The following is a 16,770-nucleotide window of genomic DNA, read 5'->3' as shown; positions in this document are numbered from 1 at the left end:
CGGAACCCCTCTACGCGTCCGCGCGGCGCGCGGCGCGCACCCCGCGCAACCCGATCACGCCGATCACCGTCCCCAGGACAAAGGACGTGACGGCAAGCAGCAGATGAACCCAGAAGTAGGCCGTCGGGTCGCCGGCGTCGTCGAAGGCGAGGCCGCTCCCGTCGTTCCACAGGTTCTTGACGAAGGTGACCCAGATGAACCAAGACCACACCCCGAAGGCGAGCAGGAACCAGGAGACGCGGCGGCTGAGCTTCATGCCCCCAGTATCACCGTCGTCCCCTCGGCCCCCGCTTCCGGGTGGAGGAGCGCGGGCGAACCGCCTGCCGGGGTTCGGATCGATCATGCGTACCTGTACGTTCCTGACCGTGTCTGCTTCGAAGAAGACCGCTTGGGCGGTCGCCGCTGCTGTGTTCCTGCCGCTCGTCGTCGCCGCGCCCGTGGCCCACGCCGACGGGAAGGACGGAAAGGACGGGAAGGACCAGCAGCCCAAGCCTCCCGCCGTGATGTCCAGCGTCGGCGGTTCCCTGCTCAGCAGGCCCGGGACGCAGGTGCAGCTCGGCCCCGGCGCCCCGGTGCTGCCGAAGGAGCTGTCCGGCCGTTCCTGGATCGTCGCGGACGCGGAGAGCGGGCAGATCCTCGCCGCGCACAACGCGCACTGGCGGCTCGCCCCGGCGTCCACGCTCAAGATGCTCTTCGCCGACACGCTGCTGCCGAAGTTCTCCAACAAGACCCAGAACCATCTGGTCACCAACCAGGACCTGGCCGGCGTCGGGGCCGGATCCAGCCTGGTCGGCCTCAAGGAGAAGCAGACCTACAGCGTCCGCGACCTGTGGCTCGGTGTCTTCCTCCGCTCCGGCAACGACGCCGTGCACGTGCTGACCAGCATGAACAACGGTCTCGTCCAGACCGTGACCGACATGAACGCCCACGCGGCCGAGCTCCAGGCCCTCGACACCCACGTCGTCTCCCCGGACGGCTACGACGCCCCGGGCCAGGTCTCCTCCGCGTACGACCTCACGCTCATCGCCCGCCACGGCATGCAGAAAGCGGACTTCCGCGAGTACGCCGCCACGCCCCGCGCCGTCTTCCCCGGCGAGGCCAAGCCGGGCAAGAAGCGCGAGACCTTCGAGATCCAGAACACCAACCGGCTCCTCACCGGCGACCTCGGCGTCGCCCCGTACCCGGGCATCGCCGGGGTCAAGAACGGCAACACCACGCACGCGGGCGCCACCTTCACGGGCGTCGCGGAGCGCAACGGCAGGGTCCTGCTCGTCACCGTCATGAACCCCTCCTCGAAGGAGCAGCACGCGGTCTACCGCGAGGCCGCCCGGCTGCTCGACTGGGGCTTCGCGGCCTCCGGGAAGGTGACGCCGGTGGGTGAACTCGTGCCGCCCGTCTCGGAACGTACGAACCCTTCCGCCGCCCCGCAGGAGGTCACGGCTCCCGCGCCCGGCAAGGACGCCCCGCGGGAGGCGCTCCACGCGGCCGCCACCGCCCAGAAGTCCGGCGGGGTCGGGATCGCGCTGGCCGTGGCGGGCGGTGTTCTCCTGCTCCTGGCCGCCGCCGTCCTCCTGGTCAACCGCCGCTGGCCGCTGGCCGCGTCGACGGCGCGTCGTCGCCGTCCGCCGTCCCCGGAGGAGGCTCCGGGTGCGACTCCTGATCAGGCTCCGGCCGCGTCTCCTGGTCCGGCTCCTGAGGCGTCTCCTGGCTCGACGGGCTCTGCCGACGTGACTCCGTAGCCGTCCACGCCGCGCAGAACAACAGCAGCTTCGCGGTGAAGTTGATCCAGAGGAGCAGGGCGACCGGTACGCCGAACGCCCCGTACATCGACTTCGCCGCGACCCCCTTCATATAGCCGCCGAGCAGCAGCTTCAGCAGCTCGAAGCCGACCGCGCCCATCAGCGCCGCCACCACGAGGTCCCGGCGGCGCGGTTCGACTCCCGGCAGCAGCGACAGCACGTACAGCAGGACCAGGAAGTCGGCGACGACGGCGACGAGGACGGCCGCGACCTGGAGCAGGACGCCGCCCGCCCCTTCGCCCGAGATGCCGACCCGGTCGGCGCTCCAGCCGACGGCGGTGGAGCCGAGCCAGGACGCGGCGAGCGAGGCGAGCGCGACGCCGCCGAGGCCGACGAGGATCAACCCGTCCTTGGCCTTGAGCAGGATCGGGTTGCCCTCGACGTCGTCGAGGCCCCACACCGCGCGCAGGCACTCCCGCATGGAGCCGATCCAGCTGATGCCGGTGACCAGCAGGACTGCGCCGGCGACGAGTCCGACGGTGCCGGCGTTCGCGACCAGTCCGCCGATGTCCAGCTGGTCGGAGATCCCGGGCACCTGGTCGCCGAGCTTCTGCTCGATCCGGTCGAGCTGGTCGTCGGTGAGGAGCGCGGCGCCGATCGCGGCGGTGACCGTGATCAGCGGGAAGAGGGCGACGAAGGAGACGAAGGTGATGGCGGCGGCGAGCCGGGTCCAGTGCGCCGCGTCGAGGGTCTCGTACGAGTGCCAGGCGTGGGTCCGCATCAGGCGCGTGACCCAGGGGCCGATGACGGGCAGCTTGGTCAGCCAGTCCATGTCGTACGTCCACTCCTCGCGCCGTCGGATGTCCCGGGTAAGAGAATCCCCCGCCGGAGCTCACAGACCCGCGACCGACATCCCGTACATCGCGGCCCATGCCAGGCCGATGACGGCGAGCGGCCGGTCGCGCAGGACGACGTCCTCGGGCGCGCCCGCCGTGCCCCGGTCGGCGAAGACCGCGTACCGCAGGACCCCGAGGACGAAGGCGGCCACGGAGAGCTGGCGCCACGGCAGCGACGCCTCCGCCGGGCCGCCCGACTCCAGGGCCCACAGGCAGTACCCGAGGACCGCGGCGCCGGCCGCCAGCTGCCAGACGAACCGCAGGTACCCCGTCGTGTACTGGGTGAGCAGCGCCCGCGTCGCCCCCTCGGCGCCCTCCATCTGCACGGCCTCGGAGTACCGCTTGGCGGCGACCATGAAGAGCGCGCCGAAGCCGGTCGTGATGAGGAACCAGCGGGAGAGCGGGATGCCGAGCGCCACCCCGCCGATCATCGCCCGCATCAGGAAGCCGGTGGCGACGACGGCGAGGTCGACGACGAGGACGTGTTTGAGGCGGACGCAGTACGCGACCTGCATGGCGAGGTACGCGACGAGCAGGGCGGAGGTCAGCGGGCCGCACAGCAGCGCGGCGGCGACGGCGGAGCCGAGGCCGAGCAGGGCCCCGGTGACGCCGGCGAGGGCGACGGGGACCTGGCCCGAGGCCACCGGGCGGCGGCACTTGGCGGGGTGGGCGCGGTCGGCCTCGGCGTCGCGCGCGTCGTTGAGGAGGTAGACGGCGGAGGCGGCGGCCGTGAACAGCGCGAAGACCAGCGCGAGGCGGGTCCCGGTCTGCCAGGAGTCGAGCCGTCCCGCGGCGGCGGGGGCGGCGAGTACGAGGACGTTCTTGACCCACTGACGGGGCCGGGCGGTCCTGAGCAGCCCCAGCGCTCGGCCGCCGTGCGCACGCGCGGGCGTGTCCCGTACGACGGCGGGCGCGTCGAGGACGGCGGCCCCGACCCGCTCACTCACGACAGGCCCTCCCCACGCGCGCGCGTGCCCGGTCCCCGGAGGAGGCGGCGGCCCGCCGCGGCCGTGGCGGCGCCGAGCAGGGCGCCGGCGGCGACGTCACCGGGGTGGTGGACGCCGGCGACCAGGCGGGAGAGGCACATCGCGGCGGCGAGGGGGGCGGCGAGCCGGCCGGCGGTGGGGTGGAGCGCGCCGAAGGCGACGACCGCGGCGGCGGAGGAGGTGGCGTGGGAGCTGGGGAAGGAGTGCCGGCCGGCGGTGTGCACGAGGGGCTGGTACGTGTCCGGGGCCGGCCGGGGCCGCCGTACGAGCCGTTTGAGGCCCATGCTCGCGAGGTGCGCGGTGGCGATCAGGGCGGTGCCCCGCAGCCAGCCGTTCCGGCGCGGGCGGTCGACGGCGGCGGCGGTGAGCCCTGCGGCCAGCCAGAGGGCGCCGTGCTCACCGCCGAGGGAGAGGCCCCGGGCGGCGACGGCGAGGCCGGGCCGGTGGCCGCAGGCGCGCAGCGCGTCGAGGACGCGCCGCTCGGCCAGGACCCAGCCCGGGTCGCCGCCCGCCGGCCCCGCACGGCCGGGCGGGGGGACGGGTGGCCGGTCCGGGGCCGCGGGCCACCCGCCCGAAGCCCCGGCCGCGCCCCCGGCCCACGGGGCGGAGGCCTCGCCTCCAGGCCGCTCGGGTGCGGCCGGTCTCGCGTCACGCATCCGTGATGCCCCCTGTCGGGCTTCGCCGTTCGAGTCGGTCACGGTGACTCTGACGCGGGCCGCGGGCCAGGGCGCGAGGTCTCTTTCCTGACACTCGTTTAATCACCCATTTCGACGAACCGCCACCCAATACCGGCATAAGCCGTAGACACGGCTATACGGTCACCTCCATGGCTGTCGAGACCCTTGTCCTGGACGACGACTGCGAAGCGCTCACCGGCTGGGGCCGCACCGCCCCGACCCTCGCGCGCGTGCACCGGCCCCGCGGTCGCGCCGAGGCGGTCGAGGCCGTTCTCGCCTGCGGCTCCCGGGGCGCCGTCGCCCGCGGCCTCGGCCGCGCGTACGGCGACGCCGCTCAGAACGCCGGCGGCACCGTCCTCGACATGACCGGCCTGGACCGGATCCTTGCCGTCGACACCACCGCCGGGCTCGTCGTCTGCGAGGCGGGCGTGAGCCTGCACCGGCTGATGGAGGCGCTGCTGCCGCTCGGCTGGTTCGTCCCGGTCACCCCCGGCACCCGGTACGTGACCGTCGGCGGCGCGATCGGCGCCGACATCCACGGCAAGAACCACCACGTCTCGGGTTCCTTCGGCCGGCACGTGACCGCGCTCGAACTCCTCACCGCCGACGGCGAGATCCGGACCGTGCTGCCCGGGACGCCGCTCTTCGACGCCACCACCGGCGGCATGGGCCTGACGGGCGTGATCCTCTCCGCCACCCTGCGGCTGCTGCCCGTCGAGACCTCCCTCATGCGCGTGGACACCGAGCGCGTCCCGGGCCTCGACGAACTGATGGCCCGGCTCACCGCCACCGACCACGCGTACCGCTACTCCGTCGCCTGGATCGACCTGCTCGCCCGGGGCGCAGCCACCGGCCGCGCGGTCCTGACGCGCGGCGACCACGCCCCGTACGACGCTCTGCCCCGCCGTCACCGGGCCCGCCGCGCGCCGCTCGGCTTCCGGCCGGGGCGGCTGCCCGCCCCGCCGCCGTACGTCCCCACGGGGCTGCTCGGCCGGACGTCCGTCGGACTCTTCAACGAGCTCTGGTACCGCAGGGCCCCCCGCGCCGAGACCGGCCGTCTCCAGTCGCTGCCGGCCTTCTTCCACCCCCTCGACGGCGTCCCGCACTGGAACCGGATCTACGGGCCCGAGGGGTTCGTCCAGTACCAGTTCGTGGTCCCGTACGGGCAGGAGGACGCCGTCCGGCGGATCGTGCGGCGGATCGCGGACCGGCGCTGCCCCTCGTTCCTCGCCGTACTGAAACGGTTCGGCGCGGGCGATCCCGGCTGGCTGTCCTTCCCCCTCCCCGGCTGGACCCTCGCCCTGGACCTCCCCACCGGCCTTCCCGGTCTCGGGCGTTTCCTGGACGCGCTCGACGAGGAGGTCGTGGGCGCGGGCGGCCGGGTCTACCTCGCGAAGGACTCACGGGTCCGGCCGGAGACGCTGGCCGCGATGTACCCCCGGCTCGACGAGTTCCGGGCGCTGCGCGCGGCGCTCGACCCCCGGGCCGTCTTCACCTCGGACCTGGCCCGCCGTCTCGACCTCTAGGAGTTCACGTGAAGGACGCCTTCGGTGCCCCGCAGTCCCTGCTCGTCCTCGGCGGCACCTCCGAGATCGGGCTCGCCACCGCCCGCCGGCTGATCGCGCGCCGCACCCGCACGGTCTGGCTGGCCGGCCGCCCCTCCCCCGCCCTCACGGCCGCCGCCGAATCGCTGCGCGTCCTGGGGGCGGACGTGCACACGGTGCCGTTCGACGCGCTCGACACCGAGTCGCACGAGGAGCGGCTCGGGAAGATCTTCACCGAGGGGGACATCGACATGGTGCTGCTCGCCTTCGGGGTCCTCGGCGACCAGGCGCGCGACGAGTCCGACCCGCTCGCCGCCGTCCGGGTCGCGCAGACCAACTACACGGGCGCCGTCTCGGCCGGTCTGGTGTGCGCGGGCGCGCTCCAGGCGCAGGGGCACGGCTCCCTGGTGGTGCTCTCCTCGGTGGCGGGCGAGCGGGCCCGCCGGGCGAACTTCATCTACGGCTCGTCGAAGGCGGGGCTCGACGCCTTCGCCCAGGGCCTCGGGGACGCGCTGCACGGCACGGGCGTGCACGTCATGGTCGTACGGCCCGGGTTCGTGCGCTCGAAGATGACGGCCGGGCTCGCGGAGGCGCCGCTCGCGACGACCCCGGAGGCGGTCGCGTGCGCGATCGAGCTGGGGCTGCGGCGTCGCTCGGAGACGGTGTGGGTGCCGGGGGCGCTGCGGATGGTGATGGCGGCGGTACGGCACGTGCCGAGGCCGCTGTTCCGGCGCCTGCCGGTGTGACGTACGGCGGGCTCTGGCCGGGTCGTACGGCCGGCTCCGGGCCGGGTCGTACGGCTCAGGCCGTCGGCGTCGGTGTGTCGACCGGGCTGCCGCCCTGCGCGGGGACGGCCGAGATCGGGCGGCCGCTGCCGAACTCGTAGTCGCACAGCTTCCGCCAGATCCCGTCCCGGCCCTGCTCGTACAGCGCGAAGGAGCGGCAGACCCAGGCGGCCTCGTACCCCGCGAGCTCCTCGAACGCCCGGTCCATCCCCTCCTCGGAGATGCCGTGCGCCACCGTGACGTGCGGGTGGTACGGGAACTGGAGCTCACGGACGAGGGGCCCCGCCTCGTCCCGGATCCGGTGCTGGAGCCGGTTGCAGAGGGACACGCCCTCCTTCAGCTTCACGAAGACGACCGGGGAGAGCGGGCGGAAGGTCCCGGTGCCCTTGAGACGGACCCGGAAGGGCTGGTGGTCGGCGGCGACACCCGCGAGGTGGGTCTCGATCTCCGGCAGCCGCTCCTCGGGGACCTCGGTCGGCGGGACCAGGGTGATGTGCGTGGGGATGCCGTACGCGGCAGGGTCCCCGAAGCCGGCGCGCCGCTCCTGGAGCAGGCTGCCGTAGGGCTCCGGGACCGCGATCGAAACGCCGAGCGTTACGGTCCCCACGTCGTTCTCCTCCGTCGTCCGTCGTCGAGTCGGTGTGTGGTGGTGCAGCCGCCAGTGTGCGTCCTGCACCACCCTCGTGGCCAGGGTCCCAGGACTCAGTGCTTGGCGGGCAGGAAGCCCATCCGCTCGTACGTCTGCGCGAGCGTCTCCGCGGCGACGGCACGGGCCTTCTCCGCGCCCTTGGCCAGGACCGAGTCCAGCGTCTCCGGGTCGTCCAGGTATTCCTGCGTGCGGGCCCGGAACGGCGTGACGAAGTCCACCATGACCTCGGCGAGATCCGTCTTGAGCGCGCCGTACATCTTGCCCTCGTAGCTCTTCTCCAGGTCCTCGACGGACGTGGCGGTGAGCGTGGACATGATCGTCAGCAGGTTGGAGACGCCCGCCTTGTTCACCGGGTCGAAGCGGATCACCGTGTCGGTGTCGGTGACGGCGCTCTTGACCTTCTTCGCGGTGGTCTTCGGCTCGTCCAGGAGGTTGATGAGACCCTTCGGCGTGGACGCCGACTTGCTCATCTTGATCGTCGGGTCCTGGAGGTCGTAGATCTTCGCCGTCTCCTTGAGGATGTACGGCTTGGGGATCGTGAACGTCTCGCCGAAGCGGCCGTTGAAGCGCTCCGCGAGGTCGCGGGTCAGCTCGATGTGCTGGCGCTGGTCCTCGCCCACCGGGACCTCGTTGGCCTGGTAGAGCAGGATGTCCGCGACCTGGAGGATCGGGTACGTGAAGAGGCCGACGGTGGCGCGGTCGGCGCCCTGCTTCGCGGACTTGTCCTTGAACTGGGTCATGCGGGACGCCTCGCCGAAGCCGGTGAGGCAGTTCATGACCCAGCCGAGCTGCGCGTGCTCGGGCACGTGGCTCTGGACGAAGAGGGTGCAGCGCTCCGGGTCGAGACCGGCGGCGAGGAGCTGGGCGGCGGCGAGCCGGGTGTTGGCGCGCAGCTCGGCGGGGTCCTGCGGGACCGTGATCGCGTGCAGGTCGACGACCATGTAGAAGGCGTCGTGGGTCTCCTGGAGGGCGACCCACTGGCGGACGGCGCCGAGGTAGTTGCCGAGGTGGAACGAGCCTGCGGTGGGCTGGATTCCGGAGAGCACACGGGGACTGTCAGAGGCCATGCACATCATTCTCTCAGGTGTGGGAACCGATCCCCGACTGCCGGTGTACCGAGAGCGTGAGGACGGGCCTTCTTCAACGCGTACCGGCCGTTCGGGCGTTTCGAGGAGGGCGCGGCGTTCCGGGCCCGGCCGCTGAGGATCGTCGCCGATGAGACCAGGAACACAGTGCGGTCGGCGGGTCGGCGGCCGGGCGGCGGGACCGCCCGGCGGCCGTGGTCAGACCGGGAGGCCCGGGGCCGGGTGGGTGGCCATCAGGTCGGCGACCTCGGCGCGGATCGCGCGGAGGGTGTCCTCGTCGCCGGTGCCGGCGGCGGTGACAGCGCGGTCGATCCAGTCGGCGACCGTGGCCATGTGGTCCGTGGTGAGGCCGCGGGAGGTGAGGGAAGGGGTGCCGATGCGGATGCCGGAGGGGTCGAAGGGCTTCCGCGGGTCGTAGGGAACGGTGTTGTAGTTCACGACGATCCCCGCCCGGTCGAGGGCCTTCGCGGCGATCTTGCCCGGGACCTGCCTGGGGGTGAGGTCGATCAGGATCAGATGGTTGTCGGTGCCGCCGGAGACCAGGTCGAAGCCGCGGGCGAGGAGCGCCTCGGCGAGGGCCTTGGCGTTGGCGACGACGGCGTGGGCGTAGTCGCGGAAGGAGGGCTGGGAGGCCTCGCGGAGGGCGACGGCGATGGCGGCGGTGGTCTGGTTGTGGGGGCCGCCCTGGAGGCCGGGGAAGACGGCCTTGTCGAGGGCCTTGGCGTGCTCCTCGGTGGACATCAGCATGGCGCCGCGCGGGCCGCGGAGGGTCTTGTGGGTGGTCGTGGAGATCACGTCGACGTGGCCGACCGGGGACGGGTGGGCGCCGCCCGCGATGAGGCCGGCGATGTGGGCGACGTCGGCGACGAGGACGGCGCCGGACTCGCGGGCGATCTCGCCGAAGGCGGCGAAGTCGATGGTGCGGGGCAGCGCGGTGCCGCCGCAGAAGATGACCTTCGGGCGCTCCTTGAGGGCGAGGTCGCGGACCTGGTCGAAGTCGATGAGGCCCCCGCCGTCGGAGACCGCGGCCTGGCGGACGCCGTACTGGACGCCCCGGAACCAGCTGCCGGTGGCGGAGACGCCCCAGCCGTGGGTGAGGTGGCCGCCCATGGGCAGGGCCATGCCCATGACGGTGTCGCCGGGCTGCGCGAAGGCGAGGTAGACGGCGAGGTTGGCCGGCGAGCCGGAGTAGGGCTGGACGTTGGCGTGGTCGACGCCGAAGAGGCCCTTGGCGCGTTCGATCGCGAGGGTCTCGACCTGGTCGATGTTCTGCTGGCCCTCGTAGTAGCGGCGACCGGGGTAGCCCTCGCTGTACTTGTTCTGGAGGACGGTGCCGGAGGCTTCGAGCACGGCGGCGGAGACGTAGTTCTCGCTGGGGATGAGGCGCAGGGTCTCGGCCTGCAGCCGTTCCTCGGCGCCGACGAGTGCGGCGAGTTCGGGGTCGGCGGCGGCGAGCGCGGGATGCTGCTGCGGGGTGGTCATGCCGGTGTCCTCCGGGCGTTCGGCGGAACGGTCCCGGGGCTGAGGTGCGCACGGGACCAGGGGCCCGTGATGCCCAGGCGAGCGGCACCTCGTGTGGTGGTACGCGCGCGGCTCCCCCGGGGTCGCTTCCCCGTACGCCAGTCGCCGTGCGTGGCTCCAGGGTAGCTGGCGCGCCGTCGCCGAGGTTTCCCCGTCCGGCATCCGAGCGACGATAAGAAGGGGGCCACACGTACCCCCCGAGCCGCAGGACGAACGGAGATCCCGTGCCGAGGACAGAAGACGCCATCGCTTCCGCGGACGCGCACAGCGCTCACAACTACCACCCCCTTCCGGTCGTCGTCGCCTCGGCGGACGGAGCCTGGATGACCGATGTCGAGGGGCGCCGCTATCTCGACATGCTCGCCGGGTACTCGGCGCTCAACTTCGGGCACGGCAACCGGCGTCTGATCGACGCCGCCAAGGCGCAGTTGGAGCGGGTGACGCTGACCTCGCGCGCCTTCCACCACGACCGGTTCGCCGAGTTCTGCGCGCAGCTCGCGGAGCTGTGCGGGAAGGAGGCGGTGCTGCCGATGAACACGGGGGCGGAGGCGGTCGAGACGGCCGTGAAAACCGCCCGGAAGTGGGGGTACGAGGTGAAGGGCGTGCCGGACGGGCACGCGAAGATCGTGGTCGCGGCGAACAACTTCCACGGCCGGACGACGACGATCGTGAGCTTCTCCACGGACCACGAGGCGCGGGACCACTACGGGCCGTACACACCGGGGTTCGAGATCGTGCCGTACGGGGACCTGACGGCGATGGAGGCGGCGGTCACCGAGAACACGGTGGCCGTGCTGCTCGAACCGATCCAGGGGGAGGCGGGGGTCCTGGTCCCGCCGGCCGGTTATCTGGCGGGGGTGCGGGAGCTGACGCGCCGACGGAACGTGCTGTTCATGGCGGACGAGATCCAGTCGGGTCTGGGCCGGACGGGGCGGACGTTCGCGTGCGAGCACGAGGGTGTGGTGCCCGACGTGTACATCCTGGGGAAGGCGCTGGGCGGCGGGGTGGTGCCGGTGTCGGCGGTGGTGGCCGACCGTGAGGTGCTCGGGGTGTTCCGGCCGGGTGAGCACGGGTCGACGTTCGGCGGGAACCCGCTGGCCTGCGCGGTGGCCCTTGAGGTGATCGCGATGCTGCGGACGGGTGAGTTCCAGGAGCGGGCGGCGGAGTTGGGCGAGCACCTCCACGCCGAGCTGGGGCTGCTCGTGGGCGGCGGCGCGGTGGAGGCGGTGCGCGGGCGCGGGCTGTGGGCCGGGGTGGACATCGTGCCGTCCAAGGGCACGGGCCGGGAGATCTCGGAGAAGCTGATGGAGCGTGGGGTCCTGGTGAAGGACACGCACGGTTCCACGATCCGGATCGCCCCGCCGCTGGTCATCTCGAAGGAGGATCTGGACTGGGGTCTGGAGCAGTTGAGGGGCGTTCTGTCGGAGTGAGCGGAAGCGCCCAGGACACCCGGGACACCTCCTAGAGGATGACGTGCGGGAGGAAGCGGGCGTACTCGTCGGTGACGAGGCCCGCCGACTCCCGGATGCCCAGCCCCGCCGCCTCGTCCTCGACGACCCACGCGCCGAGCACCACCCGGTTGCCGTCGAAGTCGGGCAGCGGGGCCAGCTCCTGGTAGCAGCAGGGCTCCCCGTCCCGTACGAAGGGCTCCGTACCGGCCTCGTGCAGGGTGACGCCCGCGCCCTCGCGGCCGAGCAGCGGCTTGGCGACCCACCCCGTGGTCGAGGCGAGTTCGCGCGGCCCGTCGAGGTGGGCGGGCAGGAGGTTCGGGTGGCCCGGGTTCAGCTCCCACAGGATCGCGAGGAGCGCCTTGTTGGAGAGGAGCATCTTCCAGGCAGGTTCGATCCAGCAGGTCGTGCCGGTGCCGCCGCCGTTGTCGAGGGTGTCCAGGACGTACCGGCCGAAGCGGTCGGTGGTCAGCCACTCCCACGGGTAGAGCTTGAAGCAGCTGCGGATGAAGCGGAGCCGGTCGTCCACGAAGCGGCGCGAGAGCCGGTCCCAGCCGATCCGCTCGACGGAGAGCGCCTCGGTGTCGAGCCCGGCCTGCTGGGCGGTCTCGCGGAGGTACGCGACCGTCATCAGGTCCTCTCCGAGTTCGTCGCCGTCCGAGTGGGCGAAGTGGACGGGGCCGGGCGGCAGGAGGGGGGCCTGGCGCTTCCAGGCGGCGACGAGCCGCTCGTGGAGCGAGTTCCACTGGTCGGCGCCGGGGAACCGTTCCTCCATCCAGAACCACTGCGGGCTCGCGGCCTCCACGAGCGAGGTCGGGGTGTCGGCGTTGTACTCCAGCATCTTGGCCGGGCCCTCGCCGTCGTAGCGCAGGTCGAAGCGGCCGTACAGGGAGGGGAGTTCGGCGCGGCGCCGCCAGGACTCGGCGACGAGCCCCGCCAGCTTCGGATCGGTGATCCCGAGCTCGGCGAACCGGTCGTGCTCGACGATGTGCGCGGCGGCCGCCAGGCACATCGCGTGCAGCTCCTCGACGACCTCCTCCAGGGCCTCGACCTCGGGCAGCGAGAAGGAGTAGTACGCGCTCTCGTCCCAGTACGGGCGCAGCGAACCGTCCGGGTGGCGGGTCAGCGGATAGACCAGTCCCTGTTCCTCGACCGTCTGCTGCCAGCCGGGCCGGGGCTCGATGGTGTGGCGTTCCACGGTGCCGTGCCCGCCTCAGCCGCCGCCGCTGCCGGAGCAGCCGAAGCCGCCGGTGTCGACGGCGGTCTTGTCGAAGCTGCCGCCGCTGACGCGCTTGTCGCGGACGGAACCGCCGTAGTAGTACGAGCCGCGGTGGGTGGAGCCGTTGTCGTCGTCGCCACCGCTCCGGCACTCGTAGCTGGGCAGCTCCTCCCGGGTCAGCGGGTCCACGCACCGCCTGTCCGGCTCCGAACCGCACGCGGTGATCGTCGCCGCGAGCACACCCATCCCGCCGAGCACCACCGTGCTCGACCTCAGCCTGCGCATGTCCGTCGCCTCCCCTTCACCGCGTTTCCGGCGCCCACCCGTGCCCGCCCGCGCGACCGCGCCGCGACCGCACAGTGTAGGCCGGTGGTTTCCGGCCTCACGCCCTAGAGTCGTTTCGTGCTTCTCGGGATGATCTGTGCGCTCGCCTCCTCCGTGTGCTTCGGCGCGGCCTCGGTCCTCCAGGCGATGGCCGCCCGCGCCACGCGGCCGGGGACGGGCGGTGGCGTCGATGTCGCGCTGATGTGGCGGGCCCTGCGGCAGTGGCGGTATCTCGCCGGTCTCGGGATGGACGGTCTGGGCTTCGCGCTGCAGATCGTGGCCCTGCGGACGCTGCCCATCTACATGGTGGGCGCGGCGCTCGCCGCGAGCCTGGCGGTCACGGCGGTCATCGCCTCGCGGGTGCTGCGGGTGCGGCTGAGCCGGGTGGAGTGGGCGGCCGTCGCCGTGGTCTGCGCGGGGCTCGCGATGCTGGCGCTGGCCTCCGGCGAGGAGGGTCACCGGGACGGTTCGGAGGCGCTGCGCTGGGCGCTGCTCGGGATCTCGTTCGGAGTCCTGCTGCTCGGCGTCGCGGCGGGCCGGCTGCCGGAGCGGCCCCGGGCGCTGCTCCTCGGCCTCGGGGCCGGTTTCGGCTTCGGGGTGGTGGAGGTGGCGGTCCGGCTGATCGACGGCGTCGACTTCGCCGATCCCGCCTGGTACGCGCTCCTCGTCGGCGGCGGGGCCGCGTTCCTGCTGCTGACCTCGGCGCTCCAGCGCGGCTCGGTGACCACGGCGACGGCGGGCACGGTCCTCGGCGAGACGATCGGCCCCGCGATCGTCGGTGTGGCCTGGCTCGGGGACCGTACGCGGGACGGGCTGGGCTGGCTGGCGATCGCGGGCTTCGCGGTGGCGGTGGCGGGCTCCCTGACGTTGGCCCGCTTCGGCGAGGCACCGGCTCCGGACCCGGACCCGGACCCGGCACCGGACCCGGTCGTCAGGCCGTGACCGCGGCCCTCACGGCAGCACCCCGCACAGCGCCTGGAGGGCGCCCTGCCAGCCGCTGTCGGGGGGCGTGGCGTAGCCGACGACGAGGCCGTCGAGGGTGGACGGCACCGTGGGGCGGCGGAACTGGTTGACGCCCTGGACGGAGAGCCCGCGCCAGGCGGCGGCCCGCAAGGTGGCCTGCTCGGTGCCGGGCGGGAGGGCAAGGACCGCGTGCAGGCCGGCCGCGATGCCGCTGACCCGGGTCTCCGGCGAGTGCGCGGCGACGGCCGCCACCAGCTGGTCACGACGGCGCCGGTAGCGCAGCCGCATCGCCCGTACGTGCCGGTCGTACGCCCCCGAGCCCAGGAACTCGGCGAACGCCAGCTGGTCCGGCGCGCTCGACGACCAGTCCACGGCCCCCTTCGCCGCCACGACCTCGGCCACCAGGTCATGCGGCAGGACCATCCAGGCGAGGCGCAGGCCCGGCGCGAGGGACTTGCTGGCGGTGCCCAGGTAGACGACGCGCTCGGGGTCGAGCCCCTGGAGCGCGCCGACCGGCTGCCGGTCGTAGCGGAACTCCCCGTCGTAGTCGTCCTCCAGGACGAGGCCGCCGGAGGCACGTGCCCAGTCGACGACCGCCGCCCGCCGGTCCGGCGGCAGCGCGCCGCCCAGGGGGTACTGGTGGGCGGCCGTCATGAGGACGGCCCCGCAGCCGTCGAGGCCGGCCAGCTCCTCGGTCCTCGTGCCGCGCTCGTCGAAGGCCAGGGCGGGGGTGCCGAGTCCGGCACGCCGCAGGAGGCCGTCGTGGAGCCCGAGTCCGTACGACTCGACGGCCACGTCCCGCACACCCCTGGCCCGCAGCACCTGGCCGATGAGCATCAGTCCGTGCACGAAGCCGGAGCAGATCACGATCCGCTCGGGCCGGGCGTGCACGCCCCGGGCGCGGGCGAGGTACTCGGCGAGGACGGCGCGCAGTTCGGGCCTGCCGCGCGGATCTCCGTAGCCGAAGGCTTCGTGGGGGGCTGTGGTGAGGGCCCGGCGGTACGCCTTGAGCCAGTCGGCGCGCGGGAAGGAGGCGAGGTCGGGGGTGCCGGACCTCAGGTTGTGCGCGGGCGCGACGGGCCGGGCCCGGCCCGCGCCCGTCGGCGGGGGCGGCAGCGTGGACGGCGCCGGGGTGCGGGGCGCGGTGCGGCGGGCGACGCGGGTGCCGGAGCCCTGACGGGCGGTGAGCCAGCCCTCGGCGACCAGCTCGGCGTAGGCGTCGGCGACGGTGTTGCGCGCCATGCCGAGGTCGGCGGCGAGCTGGCGGGAGGACGGCAGCCGGGTGCCGGCCTCCAGGCGTCCGCTGCGGACCGCCTCCCGCAGGGCGTCCATCAGGCCCGCGCGGAGCCGGGTGCCGCGGAGTTCCAGGTGGAGGTCGGCCCCGAAAGTGGCCCAGTCGTTCACCATGGAAATGGACCATACAGCTGCGCCAACGGCTTCGTACGGTGGTCCGCATGACGACGACCACGACGGTATCGGCAGAGCGGACCGAGCCGAGGACCGAGCAGCACGAGCAGCCCCCGTACGCCCATGAGCACGCGCCCCGACTCCCCTTCGCCGAGCGCGTCCCCGAGTTCTACCGGGCGATGATCCGCCTGGAGACGGCGGCCGCGAAGGACATGGACCCGACCCTCTACCACCTGATCAAGCTCCGGGCCTCGCAGGTCAACCGCTGCGCGTTCTGCATCGACATGCACAGCAAGGACGCGCTGGCCGAGGGTGAGAGCGTCGAGCGGATCGTGCAGCTCTCCGCCTGGGAGGAGTCCCGGCACTTCTACACCGAGCGCGAACTCGCGGCGCTCGCACTGACCGAGGCCGTCACCGTCCTCACCGACGGCTTCGTGCCCGACGAGGTGTACGCGGCGGCCGCCGCCCACTTCGACGAGACGGAGCTCGCCCGGGTCGTCGCCACGATCGTCACGATCAACGCCTGGAACCGGATCGGCGTCACCACCCGGATGACGCCCGGTCACTACACCCCCCGCCCCGCGTGAGCGCCGAGGAGTTGCGGGCCCTCCACCGGGGCGGGCCCGGCCCGCTGGTGCTCCCGGGCCCGTGGGACGCGGCGAGTGCCCGCGTCTTCGAGGCGGCCGGGTATCCGGCGCTCGCCACGCCGAGCGCCGGGATCGCCGCCTCCCTGGGGTACGAGGACGGGGCGACCCCTCCGGCGGAGATGTTCGCCGCCGTGGCGCGGATCGTCCGCTCCGTCTCCGTACCCGTCACGGCGGACCTGGAGGGCGGCTACGGTCTTCCGCCGGCCGAACTCGTCGAGCGGGTGCGGGAGTCCGGCGCCGTCGGCGTCAACCTGGAGGACACCGGTCCCGACGGGACGCTCAAGGACCCGCGGGCGCATGCGGAATGGCTGGCGGAGGTCCGGGCCGTGGCGGGTCCCGGGCTCTTCGTCAACGCGCGCGTGGACGTGTACGTCCGGGGGGTGGCCGAACCGCTGAAGGAGGCGGTGGAGCGGACCGTGCGGTACGCGGAGGCGGGCGTGGACTGCGTCTATCCGATCGCGGCCCCACCCACCGACCTCCCGGCCCTGCGCGCGGCCCTCGGCGACCTCCCCCTCAACGCCCTCGCCCTGCCGGGCGGCCCGCCCTTCGCCGAACTCGGCCGGCTGGGCGCGACGAGAATCACGTTCGGGGACGGGCTGTTGCGGCGGACGCTGGAGAACGTGTCGGCCTTGGCGAGGCATCTCGGGTCGACGGCCACCATCTGAGGACCTCCGCGCCAGGGACCACCCGCGGGGGCGCCACGCGCCCATGTGGGCAGGCGTCCCGCAGGGCGATGGGGGTCCCCCCCTGCTCGAGCGAAGCCGAGAGCTTGGGGGAGGGTGGGCACACGGGACGGCGCCCTCAGTGGCGCCTCCGCCTTCCGCGCCTGGACCCGCACCACGAAGGCGGGCGCGGTCCCGGCCCGGTGCGGGTCAGGGCG

The 16,770-nt window shown here is 73.3% G+C and carries 16 protein-coding genes, 1 pseudogene and 1 riboswitch; of the genes and pseudogenes, 7 read left to right on the top strand and 10 right to left on the bottom strand.

All coding sequences use genetic code 11. The features are described from left to right. Positions 1–10: 10 nt before the first annotated feature. Entirely contained in the window at positions 11–256 is a 246-nt protein-coding gene (locus tag ACZ51I_RS24425) for an SCO4848 family membrane protein (RefSeq protein ID WP_359589775.1), read from the bottom strand. Between ACZ51I_RS24425 and ACZ51I_RS24420 the strand changes: the two are divergent. Continuing rightward, positions 195–1,229 (top strand): annotated as a pseudogene (locus ACZ51I_RS24420) (D-alanyl-D-alanine carboxypeptidase); the annotation flags it as partial. The gene ACZ51I_RS24425 and the pseudogene ACZ51I_RS24420 sit on opposite strands and share 62 nt — an antisense overlap. A 346-nt stretch (positions 1,230–1,575) precedes the next feature. Here the strand turns inward: ACZ51I_RS24420 and ACZ51I_RS24415 are convergent. From ACZ51I_RS24415 to ACZ51I_RS24405, 3 genes are read right to left on the bottom strand one after another with little or no spacing between them, the layout of a single operon-like run. Then, a complete protein-coding gene (locus ACZ51I_RS24415) occupies positions 1,576–2,571 on the bottom strand; it encodes a YihY/virulence factor BrkB family protein (RefSeq protein WP_468879451.1) in 996 nt (331 codons plus the stop codon). Between the two features lie 60 nt (positions 2,572–2,631). After that, positions 2,632–3,582 (bottom strand): decaprenyl-phosphate phosphoribosyltransferase, encoded by a 951-nt coding sequence (locus tag ACZ51I_RS24410; RefSeq protein ID WP_468879448.1) that lies wholly within the window; start codon positions 3,580–3,582, stop codon positions 2,632–2,634. Then, positions 3,579–4,109 (bottom strand): phosphatase PAP2 family protein, encoded by a 531-nt coding sequence (locus ACZ51I_RS24405; protein WP_468879656.1) that lies wholly within the window; start codon positions 4,107–4,109, stop codon positions 3,579–3,581. Before ACZ51I_RS24405 ends, ACZ51I_RS24410 begins: the two co-directional genes overlap by 4 nt. Positions 4,110–4,447: 338 nt before the next feature. Between ACZ51I_RS24405 and ACZ51I_RS24400 the strand changes: the two genes are divergently transcribed. Together ACZ51I_RS24400 and ACZ51I_RS24395 are read left to right on the top strand one after the other, a co-directional pair. Beyond that, complete coding sequence (locus ACZ51I_RS24400; RefSeq protein WP_468879445.1) at positions 4,448–5,824, top strand: FAD-binding protein; 1,377 nt, start codon at positions 4,448–4,450, stop codon at positions 5,822–5,824. An 8-nt stretch (positions 5,825–5,832) separates the two neighbouring features. Then, on the top strand, positions 5,833–6,588 hold the full coding sequence (locus ACZ51I_RS24395) for a decaprenylphospho-beta-D-erythro-pentofuranosid-2-ulose 2-reductase (protein WP_468879442.1): 756 nt from the start codon (positions 5,833–5,835) through the stop codon (positions 6,586–6,588). Positions 6,589–6,643: 55 nt separating this feature from the next. Here ACZ51I_RS24395 and ACZ51I_RS24390 read toward each other — a convergent pair whose 3' ends face one another. The 3 genes from ACZ51I_RS24390 to ACZ51I_RS24380 form a co-directional block, all read right to left on the bottom strand. Continuing rightward, positions 6,644–7,234, bottom strand: coding sequence for a 2'-5' RNA ligase family protein (locus ACZ51I_RS24390; RefSeq protein WP_468879440.1), 591 nt, complete (start codon positions 7,232–7,234; stop codon positions 6,644–6,646). A gap of 95 nt (positions 7,235–7,329) precedes the next feature. Then, entirely contained in the window at positions 7,330–8,343 is a 1,014-nt protein-coding gene (gene trpS, locus ACZ51I_RS24385) for a tryptophan--tRNA ligase (RefSeq protein ID WP_468879438.1), read from the bottom strand. Between the two features lie 216 nt (positions 8,344–8,559). Beyond that, positions 8,560–9,843 (bottom strand): serine hydroxymethyltransferase, encoded by a 1,284-nt coding sequence (locus tag ACZ51I_RS24380; protein ID WP_468879436.1) that lies wholly within the window; start codon positions 9,841–9,843, stop codon positions 8,560–8,562. Positions 9,844–9,907: 64 nt separating this feature from the next. Then, positions 9,908–9,998: riboswitch (ZMP/ZTP riboswitch) on the bottom strand. A 108-nt stretch (positions 9,999–10,106) separates the two neighbouring features. On the opposite strand from ACZ51I_RS24380, the gene rocD reads away from it, so the two are divergent. Continuing rightward, positions 10,107–11,312 (top strand): ornithine--oxo-acid transaminase, encoded by a 1,206-nt coding sequence (gene rocD / locus ACZ51I_RS24375; protein WP_468879433.1) that lies wholly within the window; start codon positions 10,107–10,109, stop codon positions 11,310–11,312. Positions 11,313–11,343: 31 nt separating this feature from the next. Here the strand turns inward: rocD and ACZ51I_RS24370 are convergent, their stop codons facing one another. Both ACZ51I_RS24370 and ACZ51I_RS24365 read right to left on the bottom strand, forming a co-directional pair. Continuing rightward, positions 11,344–12,528, bottom strand: coding sequence for a glutathionylspermidine synthase family protein (locus ACZ51I_RS24370; protein ID WP_468879430.1), 1,185 nt, complete (start codon positions 12,526–12,528; stop codon positions 11,344–11,346). 15 nt (positions 12,529–12,543) lie between these two features. Beyond that, complete coding sequence (locus ACZ51I_RS24365) at positions 12,544–12,834, bottom strand: hypothetical protein (RefSeq protein ID WP_468879427.1); 291 nt, start codon at positions 12,832–12,834, stop codon at positions 12,544–12,546. Positions 12,835–12,963: 129 nt separating this feature from the next. Between ACZ51I_RS24365 and ACZ51I_RS24360 the strand changes: the two genes are divergently transcribed. Continuing rightward, positions 12,964–13,815, top strand: coding sequence for a hypothetical protein (locus tag ACZ51I_RS24360; RefSeq protein WP_468879654.1), 852 nt, complete (start codon positions 12,964–12,966; stop codon positions 13,813–13,815). A 9-nt stretch (positions 13,816–13,824) separates the two neighbouring features. Here ACZ51I_RS24360 and pdxR read toward each other — a convergent pair whose 3' ends face one another. Continuing rightward, a complete protein-coding gene (gene pdxR, locus ACZ51I_RS24355; protein WP_468879424.1) occupies positions 13,825–15,243 on the bottom strand; it encodes a MocR-like pyridoxine biosynthesis transcription factor PdxR in 1,419 nt (472 codons plus the stop codon). 47 nt (positions 15,244–15,290) lie between these two features. Between pdxR and ACZ51I_RS24350 the strand changes: the two genes are divergently transcribed. Further along, positions 15,291–15,830: a carboxymuconolactone decarboxylase family protein gene (locus ACZ51I_RS24350; RefSeq protein ID WP_468879422.1), complete on the top strand. Its 540-nt coding sequence runs from the start codon at positions 15,291–15,293 to the stop codon at positions 15,828–15,830. After that, positions 15,827–16,555, top strand: a complete 729-nt coding sequence (locus ACZ51I_RS24345) for an isocitrate lyase/PEP mutase family protein (RefSeq protein WP_468879419.1) — start codon at positions 15,827–15,829, stop codon at positions 16,553–16,555. The genes ACZ51I_RS24350 and ACZ51I_RS24345 overlap by 4 nt, the downstream gene beginning before the upstream one ends. Positions 16,556–16,770 lie beyond the last annotated feature (215 nt).

The sequence above is a fragment of the Streptomyces sp. NPDC034084 genome, from assembly GCF_055575535.1.
This window is presented reverse-complemented; position numbering and strand designations above follow the sequence as displayed.

Bases quoted from the DNA above. Each gene is read 5' to 3' on its own strand.
- ACZ51I_RS24425 (WP_359589775.1), bottom strand. From the start codon at position 256: ATGAAGCTCAGCCGCCGCGTCTCCTGGTTCCTGCTCGCCTTCGGGGTG.
- ACZ51I_RS24415 (WP_468879451.1), bottom strand. From the start codon at position 2,571: ATGGACTGGCTGACCAAGCTGCCCGTCATCGGCCCCTGGGTCACGCGC.
- ACZ51I_RS24400 (WP_468879445.1), top strand. From the start codon at position 4,448: ATGGCTGTCGAGACCCTTGTCCTGGACGACGACTGCGAAGCGCTCACC.
- trpS (WP_468879438.1), bottom strand. From the start codon at position 8,343: ATGGCCTCTGACAGTCCCCGTGTGCTCTCCGGAATCCAGCCCACCGCA.
- ACZ51I_RS24380 (WP_468879436.1), bottom strand. From the start codon at position 9,843: ATGACCACCCCGCAGCAGCATCCCGCGCTCGCCGCCGCCGACCCCGAA.
- ACZ51I_RS24365 (WP_468879427.1), bottom strand. From the start codon at position 12,834: ATGCGCAGGCTGAGGTCGAGCACGGTGGTGCTCGGCGGGATGGGTGTG.
- ACZ51I_RS24360 (WP_468879654.1), top strand. From the start codon at position 12,964: ATGATCTGTGCGCTCGCCTCCTCCGTGTGCTTCGGCGCGGCCTCGGTC.
- pdxR (WP_468879424.1), bottom strand. From the start codon at position 15,243: ATGGTGAACGACTGGGCCACTTTCGGGGCCGACCTCCACCTGGAACTC.
- ACZ51I_RS24350 (WP_468879422.1), top strand. From the start codon at position 15,291: ATGACGACGACCACGACGGTATCGGCAGAGCGGACCGAGCCGAGGACC.